The organism is Octadecabacter temperatus, assembly GCF_001187845.1.
Classification (GTDB): Bacteria; Pseudomonadota; Alphaproteobacteria; order Rhodobacterales; family Rhodobacteraceae; genus Octadecabacter; species Octadecabacter temperatus.
Genome location: NZ_CP012160.1, coordinates 676,849 through 701,603, shown reverse-complemented (window position 1 = coordinate 701,603; position 24,755 = coordinate 676,849). Strand labels below are relative to the sequence as shown.

The window sequence follows — 24,755 nt, the reverse complement described above, 5'->3', positions numbered from 1 at the left end:
ATAGTCTCGCCCTATTCTGTCGCTAATCGCGAAATGATGACGATGAGCAGTACAAACACAACTGAGAGAAACTCAGCACAGACGACAAAAGGGCCTGCAAGACGGTGGCGTGATATCGCCCTGCTTGGCCTGCTCTTTGCGTTTGTGATCGCAGGGCTTGTCGGTTTGGCAGTTGCGACGGGTTGGGAAGAAACAAAACATCAGCTGATGCAGCTAACGCTTTCCCAAATCGTAATCCTACTCGCCCTTAGTCTTGTGAATTACCTATTTCGCGGTGCCCGTTGGCACCTGTTTTCCAATCGCCTCGGCCTCTCAACGACGCTGATCCAAGACCTTCGCCATTTCTTGGGCGGTTTTGCGATGTCCGTCACCCCCGGCCGCGTCGGTGAACTTATTCGCATGCGTTGGCTCAAGCGTGAAACAGGTTGGGCGGTTGAACGCACGGCCCCGCTGGTCCTGATGGACCGCGCATCTGACCTTGCAGCGATGGCGCTTATTCTTGCAGGTGGCATCGCGCTTTCTGCAGGCGGCATCAAAATGGCAATGCCCGTCGCCCTCCTTGCGCTTGCTGCTGCTTTTGTCGCGACACGCCCTAAACTCCTCGCGGCCTGCGTCACACTCCTTTATCGCACCATTGGCAAGTTCCCTCGCCTGATGGCCCGCGTGCGCAGCGCTGCGCGTTCCCTTACTGTCTTTTCCAGCGGCCCAATCATGGCCGCCGCCCTCGCGCTTGGCCTTATCGGTTGGGTCGCTGAAGGCTACGCGTTTCATCTGCTGTTAATGTGGATGGGCGCTGACATCGGCTTTGCGAAAGCAATCGCAATCTTTACCTTCTCCACCCTCGCAGGCGGTTTGACCGGAGCCCCCGGTGGTGTTGGCGGTGCCGAGGCGGCGATGGTCGCGCTGCTCTCACTTGAAGGCATCCCACTCGACGTCTCAATCCCTGCCACCGCCGTCATTCGCCTCACAACGCTCTGGTTCGCCATCCTGATCGGCGTTGCCGTGTTCCCGATGGCCGAACGTATTTCACAGAAGGCCGCCACCGCATGATCTGGGCCAAAGACCAAACCTATTCTGGCTGGGGCCGCGCGCTGAGCGCGAAGGGTGACATCGCCATCCCTGACACCGCCGAAGCACTACGAAACGACGGCCCCGCAATCGGCAATCGCCGCTCTTACGGGGATGCGCCGCTGAACTCCGGTGGCAAAGCCATCGACATGACCAAACTTGACCGCATCATCTCGTTTGATCGCGAAACAGGCCTACTGACGGTTCAGGCTGGTATTACACTCGGCGAACTCACCCGCGTATTCGCGCCGCAAGGCTGGATGCCTGCCGTTGTTCCCGGCACGGGCTTTGCGACGGTTGGCGGCGCAATTGCGATGGATGTACATGGTAAAAACCACCACCACGCAGGCAGTTTTTGCCAGCACGTCACCGCCATTACCCTGATCCAAGACAAGCCGCGCAAGATCACGCCAAAAACGGGTGCGCTTTGGCTCGCCACCTGTGGCGGCCTAGGGCAGACGGGCCTAATTGCGCAGGCGACCCTACAACTTGTCCGCACACGCGGCGACATGATGTTGGTGACAGAACAACGCGCAAGCGATTGGGATGAACACCTGTCGCTCCTCGACAATTCCCAAGCGCCCTACACAGTTGGCTGGATTGATGCGACTGCAACGGGTGAAGATTTGGGTCGTGGCATCGTTGAAGAAGGCGAAACCTGCAAAGGCCTGCGCCCAACCGCGCGTGGCACCAAGAAGGTTCCCTTCAACGCGCCGCATTGGGCCCTCAGCAGCCCAATCGTGAAGCTGTTCAACGCTGCCTATTACCGCCGTGTTCCGAAAATCGGTCGTACCGTCGTGCGCACCGTGCAAGATTTCTTCTTTCCACTGGATAAAATCCACGACTGGAACAAGCTTTACGGCAAGCGCGGTTTTCATCAATTCCAATGCGTTGTGCCACTGGATCAATCCGAAGCCCTGCGCACGATCATGCAAACAATCGCGACCTCCGGCCTTGCCTCCCCGCTTGCGGTGCTGAAACGCATGGGTGAAGGGCGCGAAGGGTATCTGTCATTTCCGATGGAGGGCTACACCCTCGCCGTAGACTTCCCCAACCGCCCTGCTGCACGCGCGCTTATCAAACGCCTAGAAGCGGCAACGTTAAACGCGGGCGGGCGACTTTACCTCGCAAAAGATGCGCTTTCGACAGGGGCCGCGATCAAATCGATGTACCCTGAACATTCCAATTGGGCGCGCGCTGTCGCCAAGGCTGACCCTGAGGGTCAGTTGCAAACCGACATGACCCGCCGCCTAGACCTAAGGACACCCCAATGACCGACACGAACACAAACCAAACATGGATCATCCTCGGCGCCAGCTCGACGATCGCCAAAGCCTTTACACGTTCTGTGGCCGAGCAAGGTGCACATGTGATCCTAGCAGGACGCCGGATGGACGATTTGAAAGCTTCGGCCGACGACGCCACGGCCCGTGGCGCAAGCGCTGCGACACCTGCAATCTTTGACGCACGTGTTCCAGACACGTTTCAAGCCATCATTGATTTGGCGAGTGCACAGTCAGGAACCATCAACTGTGCGGTCTTCGTGGGCTCTATGCCTGCGCAAGATGCGATCGACGCCGATCCTACCCTTGTGGATGGTACTATTGCAGACAGTTTCACAGGCCCCGCGCGTTTCTTACAAATGCTCGCCCCTGTACTGATTGAACGCGGTACTGGATCCGTCGTCGGCGTTGGTTCCGTTGCAGGCGACCGCGGACGCGTTGGAAATTATGTCTACGGCGCCGCCAAAGCTGGTTTTGCGACCTACCTGTCTGGCCTTCGTAACGCACTAGGGCGCCACGGTGTGCACGTTCTAACAGTCAAACCAGGCCCCGTGGATACGGTCATGACGCAAGGGTTGGGCAAGCAACCTTTTATGACAACCGCTGACGCTGTTGTTCAAGACATCCGAAAAGCGCTGCAAAAGAAACGCAACACGCTTTACACAAAGTGGATCTGGTGGCCGGTGATGACCATCATCAAACTTATTCCTGAACCGATCTTTAAAAAAATGTCGATCTGATCTTCGATCAGTACCTGCGGCGAGCGTGGAGGGGGCTAGCCCCCGTCCTTCGGACTCCCCCAGGATATTTTCGAGACAAAGACAAACAGCAAGAAGCCCGGCACACCTTAAAAGGAATGTACCGGGCTTTGGATCAAGCGATACTTGTCTCCGTCTACGGCCATCGGCGTCCCCGCCTGTACCGCATCGCTGCATTTAATTGAGCATGGTTAAGGTAGAGTTACTCCACCTTGCCTTTGTCTCTTAAATATCCCCGCCGGAGGCTCCCCCGCCGCCGCAGGCGAACAGCTATTAAGCTGGATCCTTTTAGCCGAACATGCGCCCGTACCATTCGGACCACAAACCCGCTGCGTAAAAGAGCAGTGACAATGTGATGAGGAGGAATCCAATGCCGCGAATGTCACTCATGGCGAAGACGATTGGATCATAATCCATTTGGCCCATGTAGCCCAATTTGATCATCCGATAGAGCCACGCCGCGATAGGGAGGAGTGCGACCCACATCAACCATTGGTCAGGATAAAGAGCGAGTGCTTGCTCGGAGAAGGAGTAAAGAAAGAAGATGACCAACGCACCGATCATGCCCACGGCAGACATGTTCAGCAGATCCCCCATATCACGGCGCGCGTAACCTCGACCTGGCAAGGGGTTTTCATCTTTGGCAAGTGCAAGTTCAGTCATTCGTTTGACGCAGCCCAATGAGATGAAGACCGGGAAGATGAAGATCAGCATGAATACCGAGGCATCAACGCCGCTGGCGGCAGCCCCAGCAACAACGCGCAAAGTATAAAGCGACGCCAGCACCATAATATCGATCCAACGCATGCGTTTGAGCCGCAGTGAGTAGGCCAATGAGAGCGACATATAGAACGCCACGACGCCGAACATTTGCACAGACAGCATTGCTGCGACCCCAAGTGCAATCACCCCCAAGGCTGCGCAGGTCAGCATCCCAATCGGTATAGGTACTGTTCCGGCGGCGAACGGGCGTTTACATTTCTTAACGTGCAGGCGGTCCGCTTCGATATCGAGCAGATCGTTGACTATATATATGCACGAGGCCGCTGCTGAGAAGCTGATGATGCCAAGACAGACCGCCAAGAAGGTGTCTAAGAAGAAGGCATGTGCTGCGATCATCGGCAAGAACAACAGTACATTCTTAACCCATTGGTGCGGGCGCATCGATTTCAGAACCGCGCGTGGCGACCACCCACCGTTAACCTTAACGACGTTTGTTAGCCCTTTGGCCCCACCGCCTGCGTTGCCAACGACAATCGCGCCATCGCTGTGGTCCCAGATCTTGCGGTCACTTTTATCGTTACCCGCGTAATCGAACCCTTTTTCACCGTAAGCTGCGACAAGTGCGTCTGCTTTTGCGCTGCCTTTAAGGTTAACGCCATTTTCTGAGGCGAAAACGCGTTCGATGCCGTAGTGCTCAGCCAAAGGCTGCACGAGTGAGATATCTGACGCTGATGCGATCGAAACTTCGCGCCCTGCGTCTTTCGCCTCAACAGCCATCGCGGCGATATCACCGTTAACGGGCAATAAATCGATACGTAGCGGCGCGATCCGTGCGATTTCTGTTTTGAAAGCGGCGCGATCCTTAATCAAAGCGAACGCTTTCAGCGTCGCGGCCGGATCAGTGCCTAGTCCCTTCCAGATTCCTTCAAGAAGCATATCGGTGCGCAGCAAGGTGCCGTCGGCATCCAAGACAAGTGGTTTAGTGGACATTTTAATCCCTGTTCACGTTGAAGACGCAGCCATCTGTAACCAATTCGGGCGGCGTGATGCACAAGCCCCGCGCAACTTCCCATGCGGCCAATACTTTGGGCACATAAGCACGCGTTTCTGGATACGGGGGGATGCCGTTGTTGTTGCGCACGGCACCTTCGCCGGCATTATACCCTGCCAACGCGAAGATTACGCCATTGTCGAATTCGTTCAGCAACCAATCGAGGTAAGCTGTGCCACCTTTTAAGTTGTCTTGCACGTCAAACGCATCCGTCACGCCAAACCGCGCGGCGGTTGGCGGCATCAATTGCATCAGACCTTGGGCACCTGCCCCGCTAACGGCATCCGAGCGCCCAGCGCTTTCAACCGAAATGACCGCTAATACCAACGCGGGTGAAACGTCTGTGCCAATCGTCGCCGTTAGGATTTCTACCCCGTAACGATCTGCGAGTTCTGTCATGCCCTGCAATCGTGGTGCCGGAATGCCTTCACCGCTAGGTGCTGTGTCCAATGCGGCGACGGCGTCTTCTAAGCTCAGGGTGCTTGCGTCGTCCAATGAGGGGGAAATCGTTTCCCAATACCAATCCGTTCCACTTGGTGCGGGTGCCAAACCTGCAATCGCGGGTTGGCCTGGTGTTCTGGGCGCTGCTGTCGCGGCGCCGGCTGCTGATGGTGCTGATGGACCGGAGGGCGCGCTTGGCGCAACCTGCACGGTAATCCGGTTCGTTGCCCCTGCTTGTGGTACGCCAACGCGCCGAAAGGTGAAATCATCTTGCAACCGATGACTCTCCGCCAACACGGATGTGGCGGTTGTCGCCCCACAAAGGGCGATCAGAACTGACATTATAATGCTGCGCCGCATTTGTGCGGTCTCCGCCTGCTTCTTGTTGTTGACTATACTTAACGCGAATGCGGCCCAGTAATCTACTATTTCGTGAACAATAGGTTTTTCAGCCCAATACTAGACACGATTTTGCAACGATCAAATGCACGCGTTAACTATTTTAAAAAGTAAAATCATTTAAATTCAAGCCACTAAGAGTTTATTTCGCAAGAATCTAATTGGATACAAAATTGCACGAATGCTGTCCCATTCTTGCCCCATTCGGAGTGCAAAAACTCCTCATCCAAGACGGGAACGCACCAACAAGAGGCCGGTGCAACGAACTCCCGGCTAGATACTGAAACTGAGAAAACCCTGAGGAGGGACTACAATGCTTAACTTTATCAAAAACTTCCGCAACGACGAAGACGGTGCTGTGACTGTTGACTGGGTTGTTCTGACAGCCGCTATCGTGGGCCTCGGCATCGCCGTTCTCACATCTGTAGGCAACGGTACAACTGCCCTGGGTGACAAGATCTCTTCCCAGCTGTCCGCACAGACAATCGCTACTTACTAATTCGCCTAACGGCAAACACACATCAAATTTTTTGGAGACTACACATGCTTAACTTTATCAAAAACTTCCGCAACGACGAAGACGGCGCTGTAACTGTTGACTGGGTTGTTCTGACAGCCGCTATCGTTGGCCTCGGCATCGCAGTTCTGACATCTGTTGGTAACGGTACAACAGCTTTGGGCGACAAGATCTCTTCCCAGCTGTCCGCACAGACAATCGCAACGTACTAATCTACGTCACGATTTGAAAGAAAGGTCGCGCCTTCGGGTGCGGCTTTTTTCGTTTAAAATACAGCACCTTAAAGACCAGAAACCATCACCTGGCCAACTTTTTTTTGCCACATTGTTTGGTTACAAAAGGGAAAGTTTGAAACGCCCCAACAAGTGGAGCCACCATGTTACAGTTTATTAAATCATTCCGCGCACGCGAAGACGGTGCCATCACTGTCGACTGGGTTGTGCTAACGGCCGCAATCGTTGGCTTGGCCATCGCATTGATCGCGCTCATCGCTGCAGGTGCTACGGATAAGTCCACCAGCGTTGGCGCATTCCTGAGTTCACAGGAAATCGTTACCCACTAGTTCGCACAAAACGCGATCTTAATTTCATAGCATGAACACGAATGCGGCACAAAGTGGCCGCATTCTTTTTGCAGTATTGGAACACGTAAATCCGTGCCAGCAGGAATTGGCACAAACTCCGAAAGGAAAGACAATGCGAGCAGTATTCGGACTTGTCCTTATCGTCGGCATGGGCCTAGCAGGCTTTGCCATCTATATGGTGCAAGGGTATTTTCAGGAACAGAATAACAATTTAAATCTGCAACGTGCAGCTTTAGCTCAGGCGGTCCCGACTGTGGACGTCTATGCCGTGAACCGTATTATGGAGCACGGCGAACAGATTACGGCCGAAGACATCGTTGTGATCAGATACGCTGAACCCTTTCTCCCAGAAGGCGCATTTCGCACCGAAGAGGAATTGTTCCCTAACGGTCCAGAAGAGCTTCGCGTTGTGACCCGCCAGATGGAGCCAAACGAGGTCATCTTGGCCGCCAAGGTTACTGCTCCAGGCGAAGTTGCTGGTATCAGCGCCCTTCTCGCACGCGGCATGCGTGCCTTTACGATCGAGGTCGATGTGTCTTCTGGCGTTTCCGGCTTCCTTAACCCGGGCGACCGCGTTGACGTTTACTGGACAGGCCGCATTCAAGGTGTCGGAAGCGGCGGCAACGGCGAAGTCACAAAGCTGATCCAAGAAGGTGTACAATTGGTCGCCGTCGACCAAACGTCCGAAAGCGGCCGTACTGGTGCGACGATTGCACGGACTGTAACAGTGCAGGTTTCCCCCAACCAAGTTGCAGCACTTGCCCAAGCGCAAGCAACCGGCAACCTGTCCTTGTCACTCGTAGGACGATCGGATGACACCGTTTCCGGTGCGATTGAGGTCGATCAGGCAAGCCTTTTGGGAATTGTGCCAGAAGCACCCATTGCAGAGGTCGAAGCAGAACAAGAATGTTCAATCCGAACTCGTCGTGGCGCAGAAGTGATCGACATTCCGATCCCGTGCACAAATTAAGCTGACCTTACGGAAACAGCTAACTACCTGATTTGACGTTGTTCAATCAGTACGTGTGCCGCTCGCATGGCCGTACTAATTGCACAAACTCAACCTAAACCCGACAGACGCCCTGGCCCCGCCACGGGCGTCTGTTTCAGTTTAAAACGAACGTGCCAACACTCAACTGTTGCCAGTTACCCACATAAACAAAGCACCCCAACACATTGATTCTTGCAAAAAATGTCAATTTGGCGCAGGTTCGACCTAATGACGGGCAAAAGCCCGCTTCGGGCGTGGCATTAGAGGCAGGTCACAATGACAAAAAATAGATTTATCAAGGCAGCCCTTACTGGGTTGGCTCTTACGTTTACGAACCTTCCGGCTCAGCTTCCCGCTGAGACCCTTCAAGTCATGCGGGGCGCTCCTTCGAGTGCGCTCAACGTGCCGATGAACCGGGCGGTTGTTGTAGAGAGCGACGTTCCATTTACTGAACTTTCAATCGCGAACCCAACGATTGCTGACATCTCGTCGCTTTCGGATCGCACGATTTATGTTCTGGGTAAGGAACCGGGTCGTACCACACTTACCCTTCTGGGTGGTGACGGACGTCTTATTACGAACGTGGAAGTCCACGTGACACCAGACATCGCAGAATTCAAAGAACGCCTTGAGCAGATCCTGCCAGGTGAAAACATCGAAGTTCGCACTGCGAACGACGGTATTGTTCTTTCTGGTACGGTTTCCTCCGTTGCGCGCCTTGATCGCGCACTGCAATTGGCCAACCGCTACGCACCTGATCGCGTTTCCAACCTCATGAGTGTTGGTGGAACGCAGCAAGTTATGTTGCGTGTACGCTTCGCAGAGATGCAGCGTTCCGTTTCTAAGTCGCTTAGCTCCTCGTTATCCCTTGGTGGCAGCACATTGGGTGGTGATCTTGGTCTTTCAGCTGGTACCGGCACGACTGTCGGCTCAACTGCACAAAACTTAGCGCTTACCGGCACAACGCCGGCAAGCAATGATAATGCAGGCGCATTCCTGTTTGGTTTCAACGCTGGTGGCGTCGAAGTCGGCATCCTTTTGGAAGCTTTGGAAAGCCGCGGCGTTGTTCGCACGCTTGCAGAACCAAACCTGACGGCCCTTTCCGGCCAAGAAGCCAGTTTCCTCGCCGGTGGCGAGTATCCGGTGCCAATTTCACAGGACTCAGGCTCTGTAACCGTTGAATATAAACCGTTCGGTATCGAGTTGTTCTTTATTCCACGTGTTGTTGATGGCGACATCATTAACTTGGAGCTTAAGGCATCCGTTAGCTCGCTTGATCCGTCAAATGGCTTCTCACAAGACGGTTTCACAATCGCGGCGTTTAAGACGCGTGAAACATCCACGACCGTTGAGATGCGCGACGGCGAAAGCTTCGCAATTGCCGGGCTTTTGTCTGATGATTTCGTTGATCTGTCCGGTCAGGTTCCTTGGGCGGGTGATATCCCTGTTCTCGGCGCGCTGTTCCGTTCCGCTGAATATAGCCGCCAACAAACCGAGCTGGTTATTATCGTAACGCCGCATCTTGTAACGCCGACCCGTGGCGAGGCGCTCGCGCTTCCGACGGATCGTGTACGTCCACCTACCGAACGTGATTTGTTCCTCTTTGGTCGCGTCGCGGCAGAGGACGCGCCACAACAAGGTGGCGCCGGTGAGGTTGCACGACAAGACTTCAGCGGTTCATATGGCTACGTGTTGGACTAAATGATGGGATTCGGGGCAATGAAAACGACAGCAGCTTTGACCGCAGCAGTACTTGTCCTTACGGGCTGTACAGGTGGCACCGCTACACAGTGGCGCGACTTCAACACCCGCGAAGCCGGGTCTGAGATTGATACAGGCTACTTTGGCAACGCGACCATGAACAACACTCAGGTCCATTCGGGCCAATCGAGCATCATGGTCAATTTGAACCGCCGCTTCGCCTCTGAGGTAAATTCAACGGTAACTTTCCCGTTTAACTCCACGGTCTTAGACGCCAATGCACGCGCTACGCTGCAGCAGCAGGCTTCGTGGATCCGTCAGTTCCCTGAAGTGCGTTTTAAGGTTTTCGGCCATACCGATTTGGTTGGCTCAACATCTTACAACCGCCGTTTGGGCCTACGCCGTGCAGAAGCGGCTGTTCTTTACCTGACAAGCCAAGGTATTGACCGCGGCCGTCTCGAAGCCGTTGTATCCTTTGGGGAAACACAGCCATTGATCGTGACACAAGGGCAAGAACGTCGGAATCGCCGGACCGTGACCGAAGTTTCTGGTTTCGTTCAGTCAAACCAGTCAGTGATTGACGGCCAGTACGGCGCAATCATTTTCCGCGAATACGTCACAAGCGCGACAGCACCTACAACGGTTGGTGGCGGTGGTGGCGGTGGTGATTTCAACCCTGGCGGCGGCTAAAACATCAGCAAAATATAGTGTTTCAGGGGCCTTTCGAGGCCCCTTTTTCGTTTCCAAGCGCGCTCAAGATATGGAAACAACCGTCTGAAATTCTCGTTACCGTCTCCAAATACCGCACAAATGGGCAGTTGTGGCCCCATTCCTGCCCACATTCGTCAGCATAAACACTCCTAACAAGGCCCCCAATGCGACTTGCGTTCAGGGCCAAAGGACAGGAGTGGCGCAAAATAAGCGCGCCGTCGATCTGGTGTAAAAGGACTAAAAGGCAATGAGTAGTACGAATATGTTACAGCCTGAACCACAACCAATCACCGCATGTACGGTGAGCCGTGATGTACAAAACTTCGATCTGTTGATCGAAGATATGGAATCCTGCCTAGGCGAAAGCTGGGGTGATCTTGGGTTCGGTGATGCGTTGCCATTCCTTGAACAGCCCGAGGCGGCTGATCTAGAGTTTATTGCCATCGCGCTGGACGCCGATGATGAGGGCGATTTGTCCATCATCTCCGAAATCGTTCGCGCGGCAAAACAACGCAATATCAAGGTATTACTGATCGCAGAGGATGTATCCCCTGCGTCCCTGCACGGATTGCTGCGCGAAGGCGGAGACGAATTTGTCCCCTACCCGCTTCCTGAAGGGGAGCTTGCACAGGCAATCGACCGCGTTTTGACACCACCAGAACCGGCGCCTGTTGTACCAGAAATTCAAAATAAACTGAAGGCCTCGGGCGACCACAACGGTGTTGTGATCCCTGTTCAGGGCATGTCCGGCGGCACGGGTGCCACGACTTTGGCGGTGAACCTCGCTTGGGAGCTCGCCAATATGGAGCCACCAAAGGTCAAAGGCGTCGACGCACCGCCAAGCCCGCGGGTCTGTATCCTTGATCTCGACTTCCAGTTCGGCTCAGTTTCCACATACTTGGACCTGCCGCGCCGCGAGTCAGTTTTTGAAATGCTGCAAGATACCGAAAGCATGGACAGCGAAAGCTTCATGCATTCCCTGTTGTCGTTTGAGCAGAAATTGCAGGTTCTGACAGCGCCGACAGATTTGATCCCGCTCGATTTGCTGTCTCCGGAAGACATTGAGCGCATCATCGAGATGGCGCGCACGAACTTCGATTACGTCATCATCGACATGCCTATGACGATGGTCGAGTGGTCCGAAACCGTGCTGCAAAAGGCACACGTCTATTTCGCGACCCTCGAGTTGGACATGCGTTCTGCGCAAAACACGCTTCGCATCAAACGCGCGCTCCAGAGTGAGCAACTGCCGTTCGAAAAACTGCGTTTCGTGCTGAACCGCGCTCCTAAGTTCACTGATCTGAATGGCAAAAGCCGGATCAAGCGCCTCGCTGAAAGCCTCGGCATTTCTATCGAAGTGCTGCTTCCGGATGGTGGCAAGGCCATTGCCCAAAACGCCGATCACGGCGTTCCGATGGCTGAAGGTATCGGTAAAAACCCGCTGCGCAAAGAGATCGCGAAGCTGGCCAAATCTGTGCACGAGGTCAATTCGACCGACGTAGCAGCAACCGCATAAAGGAGAGAATAGATGTTCTCTAAGTACAAAAAGACCGACCCTTTGGTTGCCAAAGCAATGGCCGCACCGGCAGCAGATGCCGACGCAAACAATGTCACCGAATTGCCCGCCGCCGCACCAGAGGCGCCGCGCAAGTCGATCATGAAAGCCGCCCCTGTTCAGGCGGTCGCTGTGGCTGGCGACAAAGAGAAAAAGCGCAAAGAGCGTCTCGGCGACATTAAGCTAGAGCTGCACAAAGCACTTTTGGACAACCTGAACCTCGCCGCACTTGAAAACGCGACGGATCAGGACCTGAAAGCAGAAATCCAGTCTATTGCCCAAGAATCCTTGGACGAAATGGGCGTGGTTTTAAACCGCGAAGAACGCCAGACGTTGACCAAAGAATTGTTCTTTGAAGTCAAAGGTCTCGGTCCGCTTGAAACACTGCTGCAAGACGAAACAGTGAACGATATTCTCGTGAACGGGCCACAGCAGATCTTCGTGGAACGCGATGGTAAACTGCAACTGACAGATGTGACGTTTAAAGATGAAAAGCACCTGTTGCGGATCATCGACAAAATCGTTTCCGCCGTTGGCCGTCGTGTTGATGAATCAAACCCTTACGTCGATGCGCGCTTGCAGGATGGTTCACGTTTCAACGCCATGGTTCCACCAGTTGCGGTTGACGGATCGCTGGTTTCCATTCGTAAGTTTAAGAAGGACAAGCTGGGCATTGATGACCTGGTGAACTTCGGTGCTTTCACCGAAGAGATGGCCGCATATTTGCAGGCCGCTGTGTCTACCCGCCTGAACATCATCGTTTCCGGTGGTACGGGTTCTGGTAAAACGACAACCTTGAACGCGCTGTCATCCTTCATCGACAACGACGAACGTATCCTGACAATCGAGGACACGGCCGAACTTCAGCTGCAACAGACGCACGTTGGCCGGATGGAAAGCCGCCCACCAAACGTTGAAGGCAAAGGCGAAGTTTCCCCGCGCGACTGTCTGAAAAACGCGCTTCGTATGCGTCCTGACCGCATCATCGTTGGTGAAACCCGTGGCGAAGAAGTTATCGATATGCTTCAGGCCATGAACACCGGTCACGATGGATCGATGACAACAATTCACGCCAACTCTGCGCGTGATGGTGTGTCACGTCTGGAAAACATGATCGCGATGGCCGGTATCGAAATGCCGCTAAAGGCGGTGCGCTCGCAGATTTCATCTGCGGTGAACTTGATCGTGCAGGCATCGCGTCTTCAGGATGGTTCTCGCCGCATGACATCCATCACCGAAATCACCGGTATGGAAGGCGACGTGATTTCCATGCAGGAAATCTTCAAGTATCAGCGCGTCGGCCTGACGCCGGACAATAAAATCATTGGCCACTTTACGGCCACCGGGGTGCGTTCGCACTTCTCAGAGCGCTTCAAGCTTTGGGGTTACGATTTACCACCAGCCATCTTTGAACCTGTAGCAGCCCAGTAAGGTACTGAAAAAATGACCATTTCAGCAGAACCAATTATCTATGGCCTGATCTTTGTGGCCTGTATCGTATTGGTGAACGGCATCTACCTCGTTGCCTTCGGCAAGAGCATCAACTTCAACAACAAGGTGAACCGTCGCCTTGATCTGTTGGAAAAAGGTGGCAACCGCGAGGAAGTTCTGGACCAGCTCCGCAAGGAGATGAGCCAACACATGAGTTCAAAGAACATTCCTTTGTACTCATTGCTGGCGTCCAAAGCGCAGAAAGCCAACATCGCCTTCACCCCTGCCCAGCTGATGATGTTGATGGTGGTGCTGTGCGGTGTAGCATTTATGGGCCTAACCGTTGGTACGGCCACGTCCCTGCCAATCCGCGCGGCTGTTTCTGTTGCGATGGGTGTTGGCGGTATCTTCTTCTGGGTTAACGGCAAAGCCAAAAAGCGTATCGCCATGATCGAAGAACAGCTGCCTGACGCGGTTGAACTGATGGTGCGTTCCCTTCGTGTGGGTCACCCTTTCAGCTCTGCGGTTGCGATTGTTGCGCGTGAAGTTCCGGATCCACTTGGAACTGAAATGGGCGTGATCTCTGATGAAGCGGCCTACGGTCGTGACATGGGCGAGACCCTTAAGCAAATGGCCGAACGTATCGACATGCAGGATATGCGTTTCCTTGCGGTGGCCGTGACCATTCAGCAAACCGCTGGTGGTAACTTGGCTGAAATTCTGCACGGTCTAAGCCAGGTTATCCGCGCGCGTTTCAAACTGTTCCGCCGCGTGAAAGCGATTACCGCTGAAGCCAAATGGTCTGGCATGTTCCTGTCCGTGTTCCCGCTGGGCGCGCTGGTCATGATCAACCTGCTTCAACCGAACTACTATGACGCCGTAAAAGAAACATCCGCATTCATTCCAGCATGTCTGGTTGTCGCCGGTTTCTTGGCAACGAACGTATTCGTCATGCGTCGTCTCGTGAACATTAAGGTGTAACTGACATGGCTTTCTTAGACACCATCAACGCCAAACTGACTGAGATGCTCGGTCCATTCGGCCCCCTTATGGCCGTCCTGATGCTGGGCGTTTTGCTGATCTTGTTGGTTCTTCCAGCATTGCTTCAAAAGCAGGACGATCCACTGGACAGGTTGAAGGCCTCCGCGAACGCGAGTTCCAAGAACAGCCCTGAAAAGCTGCGCGCCAGTCAGGGTACGGACAAGCTTGATAAATACTCCAGCTTTCTGGAACCACAGGACGAGGAAGAATATTCCGCGATCCGACTTAAGCTGATCCAAGCAGGTTACCGCACGAAGTCCGCCGTAAAAAGCTACCACTTCGCGCAGTTCGCTCTTGGTATTACTCTGCTTTTGCTCGGCGTAGCCTATGCAGTCTACAAGTCTTCCACTGGTGATCCCTCGACCAAGAACACGATCCTGTCGATCCTTGGGCCAGGTATGGCCGGTTACTACCTTCCGAAATGGTGGGTTGGTAAGCGCCAGAAGGAACGCCAAGAAGAAATGGTTAACGGCTTTCCAGACTCTCTGGATATGATGTTGGTCTGTGTTGAAGCGGGTCAGTCCCTCGACCAATCCATTATCCGTGTGTCCCATGAGCTGAAGTCAGGCTTCCCTGCGTTGGCCGAAGAATACGAAACCGTCAGCAACGAAATGAAAGCCGGTAAGGATAAAACCCAAGTTCTGCGTGATTTCTCGGAACGCACAGGCGTGGCTGATATTGCGTCCTTCGTGACCGTTCTGATCCAGTCAACGCAGTTCGGTACATCCATCGCCGAAGCCCTGCGCGTGTTCTCTGCGGAAATGCGGGACAAACGGGTGATGCGCGCCGAAGAAAAGGCCAACACGCTACCGACAAAAATGACACTCGCGACGATGATGTTCACGGTTCCGCCGCTTCTTATCATCCTCATCGGGCCGTCCATCTATAACATCTACGTAACACTGAGTACCGCCAACTTCTAAAGGCTCAAATGCGTAGACTTGTAGCTATCCTAATCGCAATAAGCGTCCTCGCCGGCTGTGGTGAGGGCGCTTTTGCGCCAACTGAGGGTGATCGGGTCTTCGCCCCCGGTGTTTCGGGCAATTCCAGCATTGATGGTCTTGAGGTCGGGCATCGTTTGATGGCAGCCGGCGAATACGATTTAGCCCTGCGCGCCTATACCCGCGCTGCCGGTCAACAAGGCTTAAATGTTGATACCCTATCTGCGCTTGGCTCTGCCAACCTTAAGCTCGGGCGCCTGAACCAAGCCGAAAGCCTATTGCGCCGCGCCGTAGACGAAGACCCTGCCTTCCCCCCTGCATGGAACAATTTGGGCGTCATTTTGATGGAACGCGGCAAAATCAGTGAAGCAGCGCAAGTTTTTCGTCGCGCATTTGCCACGGATAACGGCAATTCCGACGAAATTCGGGACAACCTGCGCTTGGCGCTCGCAAATTTGGAAAATCCGTTTAATACTACTCAGCAAGAGAACGAACCGTTCCAATTGGTGCGGCGGGGCACCGGCGACGTGCTGCTCCTGTCGACACTGTAGAGGCAGAGCAGTAAAAGGACGCAACAAACATGCGCCACCCTATCGTTATTTCCGCAGCCCTGATGGGTACGTTGGCATTGGCCGCGTGCGATCAATCTGGCGAAGCACAAGTCGAACGCGCGTTGCAAGACGTGAATGTTGTCGACGAAACCAACCTTAATGATGTGATGTTGACCGTCGCGGACCCGAACGAGGCCGTGAACTACTTTTTGCGCGCATCGACCAACGACCCGGGTCGTATCGATTTGATGCGTGGCCTCGGTAAGTCCTTGATCCGCGCCCGTCGCCCCGCTGAAGCAGCGGCGGCATGGAAATCTGTGGTTGAGCATGAAGACTCGACCCTTGATGACCGCATCGACCTTGCAGATGCCTTGATCCGCACCAACGACTGGACCGCAGCGGAAGAAGTTCTCGACCAAATTCCGCCGACCCACGAGACGTACAAGCGCTACCGCCTTGAAGCGATGGTCGCGGACAGCAACGAAGAATGGGACAACGCGGACAGCTTCTATGAAACAGCGGCTGGTCTTACGACCTCCCCTGCTGGCGTCCTCAACAACTGGGGCTTCTCTAAGCTAACGCGTGGTGATTATTCCGGTGCGGAACGTCTGTTCACGGACGCCCTGCGCAATGACTCCGACCTATTTACCGCCAAGAACAACCTTGTTCTGGCACGCGGAGCGCAGCGCAACTACGATCTACCGGTTATTCAGATGTCTCAAGTTGAACGTGCGCAGTTGCTCCATACGTTGGCGCTTACGGCGATCAAGCAGAACGATCTGACCATTGGTCGCGGGCTGCTTCGTGAAGCGATCGACACGCATCCTCAGCACTTTGAAGCGGCCGTTCGCTCGCTCCGTGCGCTCGAAGATAACGTGACGAACTAAACGTGTTCGCATTTCCTGAAGTCTCGGTCACGGTTACGCAATCCATTGCGTTCCTGATCTTCGTCGCACCCCTGTGCATCTATGTTGCGTGGAACGATCTGCGGGCGATGAAGATCCCCACATGGTCCACCGACGCGCTTGCGATCGTGTTTGTGGTGGTGGGCTACTGGGTGATGCCGTTTAGCGATTATTTGTGGCGTTACGCACACTTCGGGGTCGTTCTTATAGTTGCGATACTTGCCAACGCGATTGGCGCGATGGGCGCAGGCGATAGTAAATTTCTGGCATCTGCGGCCCCTTTTGTGGCGCTAGATGACACAGGATTTGTACTTATGCTGCTTGGGGCCGGTATGGCGGCGGGTCTTGCGATCCATCGCATCGCCCGATCCATTCCAGCGGTGCGCAACATGGTCCCAGATTGGGATAGCTGGGCCCAAAAGAAGCGCTTCCCGATGGGCTTCCCAATGGGAGCGGTCTTGATCGTTTACCTTGCGATCCCGCTCTTCTGATCAACCGAGTTCATAGAGAATATAAAGCTCGGTACGGCGAATTTCCGTCGCTTCGATCTTTTCCTCACGTTCCTCGAACGCAGTGAGGATGAGCGCCTGCAAATCCTGTGCAACGGGGCACAGCGGCACCAACAGGTAATCCGCGTCCTCAATCCCAGGAAGGCCACCGTAGTACCACGGCGCGCCGTTTTCCATTGGCTCCAGATCACCAAACAACCAGTGGCTTGAGAACAAATCGGCCGCAAACAACGAGCGACCATCGGCAAGCCCCGCATCTTCCAAGTCGCGTACCATCGTTTCCATGATGATCGGAAGGCCCAGCTCAACCGTACAATTGGGGATCGTTTCACCCATGAACGTCGGTTGTTCGTCGCGTTTCTCATAGGGGGCCAGCCCCGCCACAACACCGTCCATCGCGACCCGAGCGTCCACGCGGTTCACCCGCAGATCAAGCCCTTGTAGGTCACGGTGGATACCACCACGCGACATGATCGGCGCATAGTCAGCCTCAACCACGTTCATGTGACGAAACGGGCTATAGGCGAGGTTAAAGAAGGACGGCGCCGTCAGCGCGAGAGCGGCCACAGCCACAACACCAATCGCGTCACGCATATTCCAACCCCAACCGTTCACCACATCGCCCACGTCTTCGCGCAGTGCCAACAGCAGAACCGCCAGCAACAACAGCCACTGCGGATCATTCCCGAAATTCTGATACGTCACATAGAAGAACCCCGGAATAAGCAGCAAAAGCACCAACCCGCCGGTCTCGACCTCGGCTTGGCGCAGGAAAATCACCCCTGCAACCACCGCCAATGATCCACCAATATAGGCAGGTGCACCCATCACCGCCGAAAGCTTCTCGCCCGGTGCAGAGCGCACTTCAGACCCCGCAACCGTCAGCAAATCTTGCGCATATGCGAACCAGAATTCGAGCCCTGTAAACGCCGTAATCGCACCAGCAATCACAAGCCCTGTGATCAAGCCGACAAGCACCGCCCGCTTTTGGCCTGTCAGAAACAAAGCCAGCAAAATCGGGGCGGCAAAAGATACAAAATAGGTCATCTTGATCATGACCATCACGCAGATCATCGCGCCGACAATCACACCATCAACCGTGCCACGCCCCTGCTTTGGGGGGATAAGGGCGGTCACAATCGCAATGAACGCCGCCGCCCACGCCAATCGATTATAATGCATCGACATCGAGATTGAACGTTGGGATTCCCCGTGAACCAATGCCAGCAGCAAAACCAATACAAACAGGCCAAACATCGCGCCAACCACAGGTGTAAACCGCGTGCGCACGACCCAAATGATCGCAGGAAAAAACAAGGCCGCCATAATGACTTGCGACCAAAGCACCGCCATTCCGATGCCCAATCCCGCGCTTACAAGCATCGCAATCGGCCAGAACGCCAACGCGCCAATGGGCGTCATGAAGTCCAGATGTGGGACCTGCCCGTCCGCCATGCGGAACACGATCTGCATCAAATGCATCGTGTCGCCCTCGTGACGGCCGATATAAAGGCCGCCCTTCAGGACTGCCGCCGCACCCATCGCCGCAAGGACAGCGAATAGGAATATAGTCACCACAATTGTCTTAGAATTTGTCATTTTGCCTGCCTCTGGAACGGTTTTGTCCCTTTTTTCGACACAATAGTCAGGCACACCGTCATTGCAAACCTTTCCCTTTGTGCGGCTGTCTTGCTGTGCAAATGGGCGAAAAGGCCACAGAAACAACGTGCTTTCACTTTTTTGAAGCGCGAAATACGGGCAGACAGAGATGAATATGCAAACCTCCAACGTCATGGCGCCACCCGCGCCCAAGACCCTTGAAGCAATGTCGCTTTCTCCAGTGATGATGCGCGACATCCTTATAAAGACGATGTTTCGCACCAACCTTGAAAACGTCAGCGCGATTGCCAAAGTGATCTGCCTGCCAAACAACGTCACCCAGCAATTGGTCGACGGTATTCGCGAACAAAACCTGTGCGAAGCCACCGGTACGCTAAACGCGAACAACGGCAATGAAATGGGCTATCAGCTCACGGATGCGGGGAAAGCACGTGCGTTGGATGCTCTGGCACAGTCTGAATACTTCGGCTCAATGCCTGTCCCGCTTGAAGTTTATCGCGAGCAAGTTGAACGCCAGTCCATCCGCAACATCCAAGTCACCCGTGACCAGCTGATCAACGCGATGGGCCATCTGATTTTGCCACCTGACCTGCTGGACCAACTTGGGCCAGCCGTTGGCGCCGGTCGATCTATTCTGATGTACGGCCCCCCCGGTAACGGTAAGTCCGCGATTTCAAACGGTATTCGCGACGCTCTTGGCGATAAAATCTACATCCCACGTGCCATTGAATATTCTGGTCAGGTCATCACCGTATATGACCCGATTGTGCACTCGGCCGCCGAAGAAGACGTGGACGACCCGAACTCATTGCGCCGCACATCCGGGCGGTACGATACCCGCTATGTGAAATGCGAACGCCCGACTGTTGTGACCGGTGGTGAATTGACCACAACCATGTTGGACCTTGTCTACAACCCGACCGCGCGGACCTATCAGGCGCCGCTGCAGCTGAAATCGTCTGGCGGTATCTTCATCATCGATGACCTTGGACGCCAAGCGGAACCGCCACAGGCCATCGTCAACCGTTGGATTGTTCCACTGGAAGAAAACCGCGATATTCTCGCGTTGCAGTCCGGTGAAAAGTTCGAAGTTCCATTCGATACGCTCGTCATTTTCTCGACCAACTTCCACCCGAACGAGATCTTCGATAAAGCGGCCCTGCGTCGTATCTTCTTTAAGATTAAGATCGACGGTCCGGACCAAGAAGGTTTCTTAAAGATCTTCGCGATGATGGCGCGTAAGAAAAAGATGCCGTTGGATGAGAAAGCTTTGGTGCATCTCTTGCAAAAGAAATACCCGACGATCGACAATATCTACGCGAACTATCAGCCGATTTTCCTGATCGATCAGATGATTTCAATCTGTGAGTTTGAGGGTATCCCATACCAAATGACCCCAGATCTGATTGATCGTGCATGGGCAAACATGTTCGTGAAAGAAGAGAAGATCGTCCACTAAAACCTGCGAAGGGCGGCGGAGGGGGACCAATCTCCCCTCCTGCGAACTCCCTGAGGTTTACGGAACAATAGAAGATTGATCTTAGTGGCACGTAACGCGTCGAGCTAAAGGTCGCGCCAGTTCCGTTGGCGTCATGTCTTAAGCAGTAAGTAAACCTGCCTCGACGAGATTAGGGCGATACTTAGGGCCAATCGGAATGACATTGCCACAAGGGAGCTCAACAACATCACGCCCGTCAGCTTGTTTGACGCACGAAATCGCAGCTTCCGAAACCCAATGCGAACGATGAATCCAATGCCCTGGCTCAACGTCGATTTCTACAACGGCATCACGCAATCGCATCAACAATCGATGTTGGGAGCCGTCCGACATTATCACGCGAACGTGATGGTTGTCCGAGTAGACCCTCGCCACACGTGCAGATTTATCGATCGATAGACGGTCCAGCAGGCGGTCACGGGCCGGAGCAGCTTTTGGAAAAGCAACGGACTCACGAACAACACGGCGAAATGTAATTATTCCAGCGGCGATCGCTAGCACGCAAACCATTCCAGACCAGACATCCATCACAAGATAAGCGTCAGGCCCGCCAACGATCCAATTCAAGAACGCAATCATAGGGGCGAAGACGATCGACAGCGAAACAGCGACGGCAATATCCTCATAGGTTTCAGACCTACCCTTGAAGACGTGCCGCCAAACAGCCCTGAAAAATATGGCGATTACGATGGCTGCGGCGATCAGAACGCTCCAATATGCCAGCCGCCAAAGAAACGTACGTGAGTCAAATGTACCGAAAGGTCCTGCCAAAGCGACGACAACAGATGTGAGCGCCCAACACATCCAAAGTGTCGGCGACACAACTTCCTTGACCATGGACTTATAACCAAGTCCGGTGGCAAACCAAAATCGCACGTTTTCTCCCCGGAAACCCGCATCGATAGGAATCGATACTCTCTGGTTGCGGAGCTTACACGGTTGAAACCAGAGCGAAAGTCCTAGGCTGTAAGACCTTCGGGTTCTGGCAAGCCATTGGATCGGCAACAGGCCGTCAGGGTGTTCGCCAACAGACATGCGATCGTCATCGGACCAACACCACCTGGTACAGGTGTGATCGCAGCCGCAACGTTTGATGCAGACCCAAATTCAACGTCACCCAAGAGTTTTGACTTACCCGGCTTTTCAGGGTGCGGAATGCGCGTGATGCCAACGTCGATAACCGTGGCGCCTGGTTTCACCCAATCGCCCTGCACCATTTCCGCGCGCCCTACAGCCGCCACCAGAATATCAGCGCGGCCACATACTTCGGCTAAATCTTTGGTGCGTGAATGTGCGATCGTGACTGTGCAATTTTCCTGCAAAAGCAGTTGCGCCATAGGTTTACCAAACAGATTGGAACGACCAACGACAACGGCGTTCATACCTGACATGTTGCCCAACTGATCACGCAATAACATCAAACATCCAAGTGGCGTACACGACACAAGGCCCGTTTCACCGCTTGCCAAAAGACCTGCATTTGCAACGCTCAGCCCGTCGACATCTTTGTTCGGGTCAATGCGTGCCACAACGCGACGTTCACTCAAATGGTCGGGAACAGGGAATTGGCATAAGATGCCGTGCACCTTCGGGTCCGCATTCAATTTGTCGATAACTTCAAACAAGGCGTCCTCGGAAACATCCGCTGGTAGTTTATGTTCGAACGACGCCATCCCGACTTCGACTGTCTGGCGATGTTTAGCCGCGACGTAAACTTCGCTTGCAGGATCTTCACCGACCAACACAACAGCAAGACCAGGCGTGATGCCGTGCTCTTCCTTCAACTTCGCCACATGCTCGGCCACTTGGCCACGCACCTTGGCTGCAAAGGCTTTTCCGTCAATCACTGTCGCTGTCATCGCTAATCCTCAAACTCTGATCATAATGTCGCTCCCGAAACGGGAGGGTGGGCGGGGCGTCTTTGGCGAATGCCAAACAGCGACGTCCCGCCCGTTGTTTTAGAACAATCCTTCGATTTGGCCATCATCATTTAGATGAATGTTCTCAGCGGATGGAACACGTGGCAAACCAGGCATCGTCATAATCTCACCGCAGACAGCGACGATAAAGCCGGCACCTGCAGACAGGCGCACTTCACGCACAGGCACGGAATGCCCTGTTGGCGCGCCACGCAAAGTCGGATCGGTCGAAAAAGAGTACTGCGTCTTCGCCATACAAACTGGCAAATTGCCATAACCTTGATCTTCCCACAGCTTCAACTGATCGCGGATCTTCTGATCCATCAGCGCTTCGTCGGCGCGGTAGATGCGTTTCGCGATTGTTTGGATCTTTTCAGCCAATGGCATCTCGTCACGGTAAAGCGGCGCGAACTGGCTGACGCCACTGTCGGCAATTTCTGCCACACGTGTTGCCAATGCTTCGGACCCTTTGGACCCATGCTCCCAATGTTGGGACAGGATCGCTTCGGACCCTTGTGTTGCCACATAGTCCTTAACCGCCTGCACTTCGGCGTCCGTATCCGTGACGAAGTGGTTGATCGCAACGATAACAGGAACGCCAAAAGACTTTAGGTTCCCAATGTGACGGCCAAGGTTTGCGCAACCTTCATTCACCGCATCAACGTTCTCCGCGCCAAGATCACCCTTTGCGACGCCACCGTTCATCTTCATCGCGCGCACTGTCGCTACCAGTACCACGCAGTCAGGGCTTAGACCTGCTTTGCGGCATTTGATGTTCATGAATTTCTCAGCACCCAAGTCAGCCCCGAAGCCAGCCTCGGTCACAACGTAATCCGCAATCTTCAACGCAGTCGTCGTCGCAATAACTGAGTTACAACCGTGCGCGATGTTGGCAAACGGGCCGCCATGAACGAACGCAGGGTTGTTTTCCAGCGTCTGCACAAGGTTCGGCTGCATTGCGTCCTTCAACAGCACTGTCATCGCCCCATCGGCCTTAATGTCGCGTGCAAACACGGGCGAGCGGTCACGGCGGTACGCCACAATCATGTCACCCAAGCGCTTTTCAAGGTCCTTCAGATCTTTCGCCAAGCACAAGATCGCCATGACTTCGGATGCCACTGTGATGTCAAAACCGGCTTCACGAGGGAAACCGTTAGCGACGCCACCAAGGGAGGCTGTTATCTGGCGCAACGCACGGTCGTTCATGTCAACAACACGGCGCCAAACAACGCGGCGGATGTCGATTTCCAGCGCATTACCCCAGTAAATATGGTTGTCGATCATCGCGGACAACAGGCTGTGCGCAGACGTGATCGCATGGAAATCGCCTGTGAAGTGCAGGTTCATATCCTCCATCGGAACGATCTGCGCGTAACCACCACCAGCGGCCCCACCCTTCATGCCAAAGTTCGGCCCGAGGGATGCTTCGCGGATACAAACAGCGGCCTTCTTACCGATGCGGTTCAGACCGTCACCCAAACCAACCGTTGTTGTTGTTTTACCTTCACCAGCGGGCGTCGGGTTGATCGCAGTCACCAAGATCAGCTTGCCGTTCTTGTTTTTTTGAACGCCATTGATGAACGATTGGCTCACCTTTGCTTTGTCGTGGCCATAAGGCAGCAGATCGTCGCTGCTGATGCCCAGTTTCGCACCAATCTCTTGGATCGGTTTCTTGTTCGCTTCGCGTGCGATCTCGATGTCGGTCTTGTAACCCATTGTCTTCTCCAAGTTAGGCGCGACTGCGTCTGAATCAATTGTGGTCCACACTAATCACGGCCCTGCCAGAACTCAGGACGTGATTGCGACATTTCCCACTCCGGAATCGTCCAAAAGGAACACCGCATGCGAATGTATCAATGAATTTTTTTGATCCGACAATCGTTCTCGTGAAATTTTTAGCATTTTTTTCACAAGACGTGATTGACGTGAACCCAGTGCGGCGGTTTAAGGCGCCCAAACAGGCTGATCTGGAATATGAAGGGTCAGCGTATCACCGACCGCCACGCGCCCTTCCGAAGCAACCCATGCACAAACCCCGCGCAGGTTCTTGGCGGCTGGTTTGAACCCCTTCGCCGCATCACCATGATCCACGACCAAGGATTTCGCAGGGAACTGGCAAGGGCGGTTCTCCATATCAACCGTCACCGTGGCCCCGCTTGGCGCTTGCAAACGCGAGGACGGTGGTACGTGGCTGAAATCAGGAATGCCCTTAACAACCATGGTCGCACCCAAGCGGCGTGGGTCCAACGTATCGACGCCCATTTCAGCCGCGATCTGGTCGATCTCTTCTTGGCTGACGATGCTCAATTGGCGTTCGTTCTTGATCGGGGTGCCTTTGGCGTATTGTGATTTCACGCGGCTACAGGACGCCCGCGTTACACCTGCATGAAACGCTCCCGCGACACCTTCAAACGTCAAATCAAGTGTCGCGCGTTGCGGTGACATCAGCTCGTCGCGGTCATCCGTCATGACCGATCCTAACCAGACGATTTCAGCAGTGTAATGGGTCGGCATCAATGCAGGCATGTCGGTCTCCTTTGTTCGTGAAAATGGCGCAGG

At 54.2% G+C, this 24,755-nt stretch carries 24 protein-coding genes; 17 read left to right on the top strand and 7 right to left on the bottom strand.

Annotated elements, in window-relative coordinates:
* The first annotated feature begins 42 nt into the window (after window positions 1–42).
* The 3 genes from OSB_RS03645 to OSB_RS03635 are packed head-to-tail and all read left to right on the top strand — an operon-like array spanning window position 43 to window position 3,091.
* Window positions 43–1,050, top strand: a complete 1,008-nt coding sequence (locus OSB_RS03645) for a lysylphosphatidylglycerol synthase transmembrane domain-containing protein (RefSeq protein ID WP_049836028.1) — start codon at window positions 43–45, stop codon at window positions 1,048–1,050.
* Complete coding sequence (locus tag OSB_RS03640; RefSeq protein WP_049833709.1) at window positions 1,047–2,342, top strand: FAD-binding oxidoreductase; 1,296 nt, start codon at window positions 1,047–1,049, stop codon at window positions 2,340–2,342. Before OSB_RS03645 ends, OSB_RS03640 begins: the two co-directional genes overlap by 4 nt.
* Window positions 2,339–3,091 (top strand): SDR family NAD(P)-dependent oxidoreductase, encoded by a 753-nt coding sequence (locus OSB_RS03635; RefSeq protein ID WP_049833708.1) that lies wholly within the window; start codon window positions 2,339–2,341, stop codon window positions 3,089–3,091. The genes OSB_RS03640 and OSB_RS03635 overlap by 4 nt, the downstream gene beginning before the upstream one ends.
* Window positions 3,092–3,397: 306 nt before the next feature.
* On the opposite strand, the gene OSB_RS03630 is transcribed toward OSB_RS03635, so the two are convergent.
* Together OSB_RS03630 and OSB_RS03625 are read right to left on the bottom strand one after the other, a co-directional pair.
* Window positions 3,398–4,822, bottom strand: a complete 1,425-nt coding sequence (locus OSB_RS03630) for a UbiA family prenyltransferase (RefSeq protein WP_049833707.1) — start codon at window positions 4,820–4,822, stop codon at window positions 3,398–3,400.
* A gap of 1 nt (window position 4,823) precedes the next feature.
* A complete protein-coding gene (locus tag OSB_RS03625) occupies window positions 4,824–5,684 on the bottom strand; it encodes a lytic transglycosylase domain-containing protein (RefSeq protein WP_049833706.1) in 861 nt (286 codons plus the stop codon).
* Between the two features lie 352 nt (window positions 5,685–6,036).
* Between OSB_RS03625 and OSB_RS03620 the strand changes: the two genes are divergently transcribed.
* The 13 genes from OSB_RS03620 to OSB_RS03560 all read left to right on the top strand — a co-directional run bounded on the left by OSB_RS03620 (window position 6,037) and on the right by OSB_RS03560 (window position 17,141).
* Window positions 6,037–6,222, top strand: coding sequence for a Flp family type IVb pilin (locus tag OSB_RS03620; protein WP_049833705.1), 186 nt, complete (start codon window positions 6,037–6,039; stop codon window positions 6,220–6,222).
* Between the two features lie 44 nt (window positions 6,223–6,266).
* The gene (locus OSB_RS03615; RefSeq protein ID WP_049833705.1) at window positions 6,267–6,452 is read left to right on the top strand and encodes a Flp family type IVb pilin; all 186 of its coding nucleotides are present in this window, start codon (window positions 6,267–6,269) and stop codon (window positions 6,450–6,452) included.
* Between the two features lie 164 nt (window positions 6,453–6,616).
* The gene (locus OSB_RS03610; RefSeq protein ID WP_049833704.1) at window positions 6,617–6,802 is read left to right on the top strand and encodes a hypothetical protein; all 186 of its coding nucleotides are present in this window, start codon (window positions 6,617–6,619) and stop codon (window positions 6,800–6,802) included.
* Between the two features lie 133 nt (window positions 6,803–6,935).
* Window positions 6,936–7,793, top strand: coding sequence for a Flp pilus assembly protein CpaB (gene cpaB, locus OSB_RS03605; RefSeq protein WP_049833703.1), 858 nt, complete (start codon window positions 6,936–6,938; stop codon window positions 7,791–7,793).
* A gap of 297 nt (window positions 7,794–8,090) precedes the next feature.
* A complete protein-coding gene (locus OSB_RS03600; protein WP_049833702.1) occupies window positions 8,091–9,515 on the top strand; it encodes a type II and III secretion system protein family protein in 1,425 nt (474 codons plus the stop codon).
* An 18-nt stretch (window positions 9,516–9,533) separates the two neighbouring features.
* Window positions 9,534–10,205, top strand: a complete 672-nt coding sequence (locus OSB_RS03595; protein WP_049836027.1) for an OmpA family protein — start codon at window positions 9,534–9,536, stop codon at window positions 10,203–10,205.
* A gap of 268 nt (window positions 10,206–10,473) precedes the next feature.
* Complete coding sequence (locus OSB_RS03590; protein ID WP_049833701.1) at window positions 10,474–11,742, top strand: CpaE/TadZ family protein; 1,269 nt, start codon at window positions 10,474–10,476, stop codon at window positions 11,740–11,742.
* Window positions 11,743–11,754: 12 nt separating this feature from the next.
* Window positions 11,755–13,212, top strand: coding sequence for a TadA family conjugal transfer-associated ATPase (locus OSB_RS03585; RefSeq protein WP_049833700.1), 1,458 nt, complete (start codon window positions 11,755–11,757; stop codon window positions 13,210–13,212).
* 12 nt (window positions 13,213–13,224) lie between these two features.
* Window positions 13,225–14,193, top strand: a complete 969-nt coding sequence (locus tag OSB_RS03580; RefSeq protein ID WP_049833699.1) for a type II secretion system F family protein — start codon at window positions 13,225–13,227, stop codon at window positions 14,191–14,193.
* Window positions 14,194–14,198: 5 nt separating this feature from the next.
* A complete protein-coding gene (locus OSB_RS03575; RefSeq protein ID WP_049833698.1) occupies window positions 14,199–15,176 on the top strand; it encodes a type II secretion system F family protein in 978 nt (325 codons plus the stop codon).
* An 8-nt stretch (window positions 15,177–15,184) separates the two neighbouring features.
* Entirely contained in the window at window positions 15,185–15,745 is a 561-nt protein-coding gene (locus OSB_RS03570; protein WP_049833697.1) for a tetratricopeptide repeat protein, read from the top strand.
* Between the two features lie 29 nt (window positions 15,746–15,774).
* A complete protein-coding gene (locus tag OSB_RS03565; protein ID WP_049833696.1) occupies window positions 15,775–16,632 on the top strand; it encodes a tetratricopeptide repeat protein in 858 nt (285 codons plus the stop codon).
* 2 nt (window positions 16,633–16,634) lie between these two features.
* On the top strand, window positions 16,635–17,141 hold the full coding sequence (locus OSB_RS03560) for a prepilin peptidase (protein WP_049833695.1): 507 nt from the start codon (window positions 16,635–16,637) through the stop codon (window positions 17,139–17,141).
* Here the strand turns inward: OSB_RS03560 and OSB_RS03555 are convergent, their stop codons facing one another.
* Window positions 17,142–18,758, bottom strand: coding sequence for a hypothetical protein (locus tag OSB_RS03555; protein WP_143831186.1), 1,617 nt, complete (start codon window positions 18,756–18,758; stop codon window positions 17,142–17,144).
* A gap of 169 nt (window positions 18,759–18,927) precedes the next feature.
* On the opposite strand from OSB_RS03555, the gene OSB_RS03550 reads away from it, so the two are divergent.
* A complete protein-coding gene (locus OSB_RS03550) occupies window positions 18,928–20,238 on the top strand; it encodes an ATPase (protein ID WP_049833693.1) in 1,311 nt (436 codons plus the stop codon).
* 138 nt (window positions 20,239–20,376) lie between these two features.
* Here the strand turns inward: OSB_RS03550 and OSB_RS03545 are convergent, their stop codons facing one another.
* The 4 genes from OSB_RS03545 to OSB_RS03530 all read right to left on the bottom strand — a co-directional run bounded on the left by OSB_RS03545 (window position 20,377) and on the right by OSB_RS03530 (window position 24,722).
* Window positions 20,377–21,114: a LytTR family DNA-binding domain-containing protein gene (locus OSB_RS03545; protein ID WP_049833692.1), complete on the bottom strand. Its 738-nt coding sequence runs from the start codon at window positions 21,112–21,114 to the stop codon at window positions 20,377–20,379.
* A 122-nt stretch (window positions 21,115–21,236) separates the two neighbouring features.
* Entirely contained in the window at window positions 21,237–22,136 is a 900-nt protein-coding gene (gene folD, locus OSB_RS03540; RefSeq protein ID WP_049833691.1) for a bifunctional methylenetetrahydrofolate dehydrogenase/methenyltetrahydrofolate cyclohydrolase FolD, read from the bottom strand.
* A 99-nt stretch (window positions 22,137–22,235) separates the two neighbouring features.
* Window positions 22,236–23,912 carry a formate--tetrahydrofolate ligase gene (locus OSB_RS03535; RefSeq protein WP_049836026.1) on the bottom strand — a complete coding sequence of 559 codons (1,677 nt, stop codon included), beginning with the start codon at window positions 23,910–23,912 and terminating at the stop codon, window positions 22,236–22,238.
* A gap of 228 nt (window positions 23,913–24,140) precedes the next feature.
* Window positions 24,141–24,722, bottom strand: coding sequence for an MOSC domain-containing protein (locus OSB_RS03530; protein WP_049833690.1), 582 nt, complete (start codon window positions 24,720–24,722; stop codon window positions 24,141–24,143).
* Window positions 24,723–24,755: the final 33 nt, after the last annotated feature.

Bases quoted from the DNA above. Each gene is read 5' to 3' on its own strand.
- OSB_RS03645 (WP_049836028.1), top strand. From the start codon at position 43: ATGAGCAGTACAAACACAACTGAGAGAAACTCAGCACAGACGACAAAA.
- OSB_RS03640 (WP_049833709.1), top strand. From the start codon at position 1,047: ATGATCTGGGCCAAAGACCAAACCTATTCTGGCTGGGGCCGCGCGCTG.
- OSB_RS03635 (WP_049833708.1), top strand. From the start codon at position 2,339: ATGACCGACACGAACACAAACCAAACATGGATCATCCTCGGCGCCAGC.
- OSB_RS03630 (WP_049833707.1), bottom strand. From the start codon at position 4,822: ATGTCCACTAAACCACTTGTCTTGGATGCCGACGGCACCTTGCTGCGC.
- OSB_RS03625 (WP_049833706.1), bottom strand. From the start codon at position 5,684: ATGCGGCGCAGCATTATAATGTCAGTTCTGATCGCCCTTTGTGGGGCG.
- OSB_RS03620 (WP_049833705.1), top strand. From the start codon at position 6,037: ATGCTTAACTTTATCAAAAACTTCCGCAACGACGAAGACGGTGCTGTG.
- OSB_RS03615 (WP_049833705.1), top strand. From the start codon at position 6,267: ATGCTTAACTTTATCAAAAACTTCCGCAACGACGAAGACGGCGCTGTA.
- OSB_RS03610 (WP_049833704.1), top strand. From the start codon at position 6,617: ATGTTACAGTTTATTAAATCATTCCGCGCACGCGAAGACGGTGCCATC.
- cpaB (WP_049833703.1), top strand. From the start codon at position 6,936: ATGCGAGCAGTATTCGGACTTGTCCTTATCGTCGGCATGGGCCTAGCA.
- OSB_RS03600 (WP_049833702.1), top strand. From the start codon at position 8,091: ATGACAAAAAATAGATTTATCAAGGCAGCCCTTACTGGGTTGGCTCTT.
- OSB_RS03595 (WP_049836027.1), top strand. From the start codon at position 9,534: ATGAAAACGACAGCAGCTTTGACCGCAGCAGTACTTGTCCTTACGGGC.
- OSB_RS03590 (WP_049833701.1), top strand. From the start codon at position 10,474: ATGAGTAGTACGAATATGTTACAGCCTGAACCACAACCAATCACCGCA.
- OSB_RS03585 (WP_049833700.1), top strand. From the start codon at position 11,755: ATGTTCTCTAAGTACAAAAAGACCGACCCTTTGGTTGCCAAAGCAATG.
- OSB_RS03580 (WP_049833699.1), top strand. From the start codon at position 13,225: ATGACCATTTCAGCAGAACCAATTATCTATGGCCTGATCTTTGTGGCC.
- OSB_RS03575 (WP_049833698.1), top strand. From the start codon at position 14,199: ATGGCTTTCTTAGACACCATCAACGCCAAACTGACTGAGATGCTCGGT.
- OSB_RS03570 (WP_049833697.1), top strand. From the start codon at position 15,185: ATGCGTAGACTTGTAGCTATCCTAATCGCAATAAGCGTCCTCGCCGGC.
- OSB_RS03565 (WP_049833696.1), top strand. From the start codon at position 15,775: ATGCGCCACCCTATCGTTATTTCCGCAGCCCTGATGGGTACGTTGGCA.
- OSB_RS03555 (WP_143831186.1), bottom strand. From the start codon at position 18,758: ATGACAAATTCTAAGACAATTGTGGTGACTATATTCCTATTCGCTGTC.
- OSB_RS03550 (WP_049833693.1), top strand. From the start codon at position 18,928: ATGAATATGCAAACCTCCAACGTCATGGCGCCACCCGCGCCCAAGACC.
- OSB_RS03545 (WP_049833692.1), bottom strand. From the start codon at position 21,114: ATGGTCAAGGAAGTTGTGTCGCCGACACTTTGGATGTGTTGGGCGCTC.
- folD (WP_049833691.1), bottom strand. From the start codon at position 22,136: ATGACAGCGACAGTGATTGACGGAAAAGCCTTTGCAGCCAAGGTGCGT.
- OSB_RS03535 (WP_049836026.1), bottom strand. From the start codon at position 23,912: ATGGGTTACAAGACCGACATCGAGATCGCACGCGAAGCGAACAAGAAA.
- OSB_RS03530 (WP_049833690.1), bottom strand. From the start codon at position 24,722: ATGCCTGCATTGATGCCGACCCATTACACTGCTGAAATCGTCTGGTTA.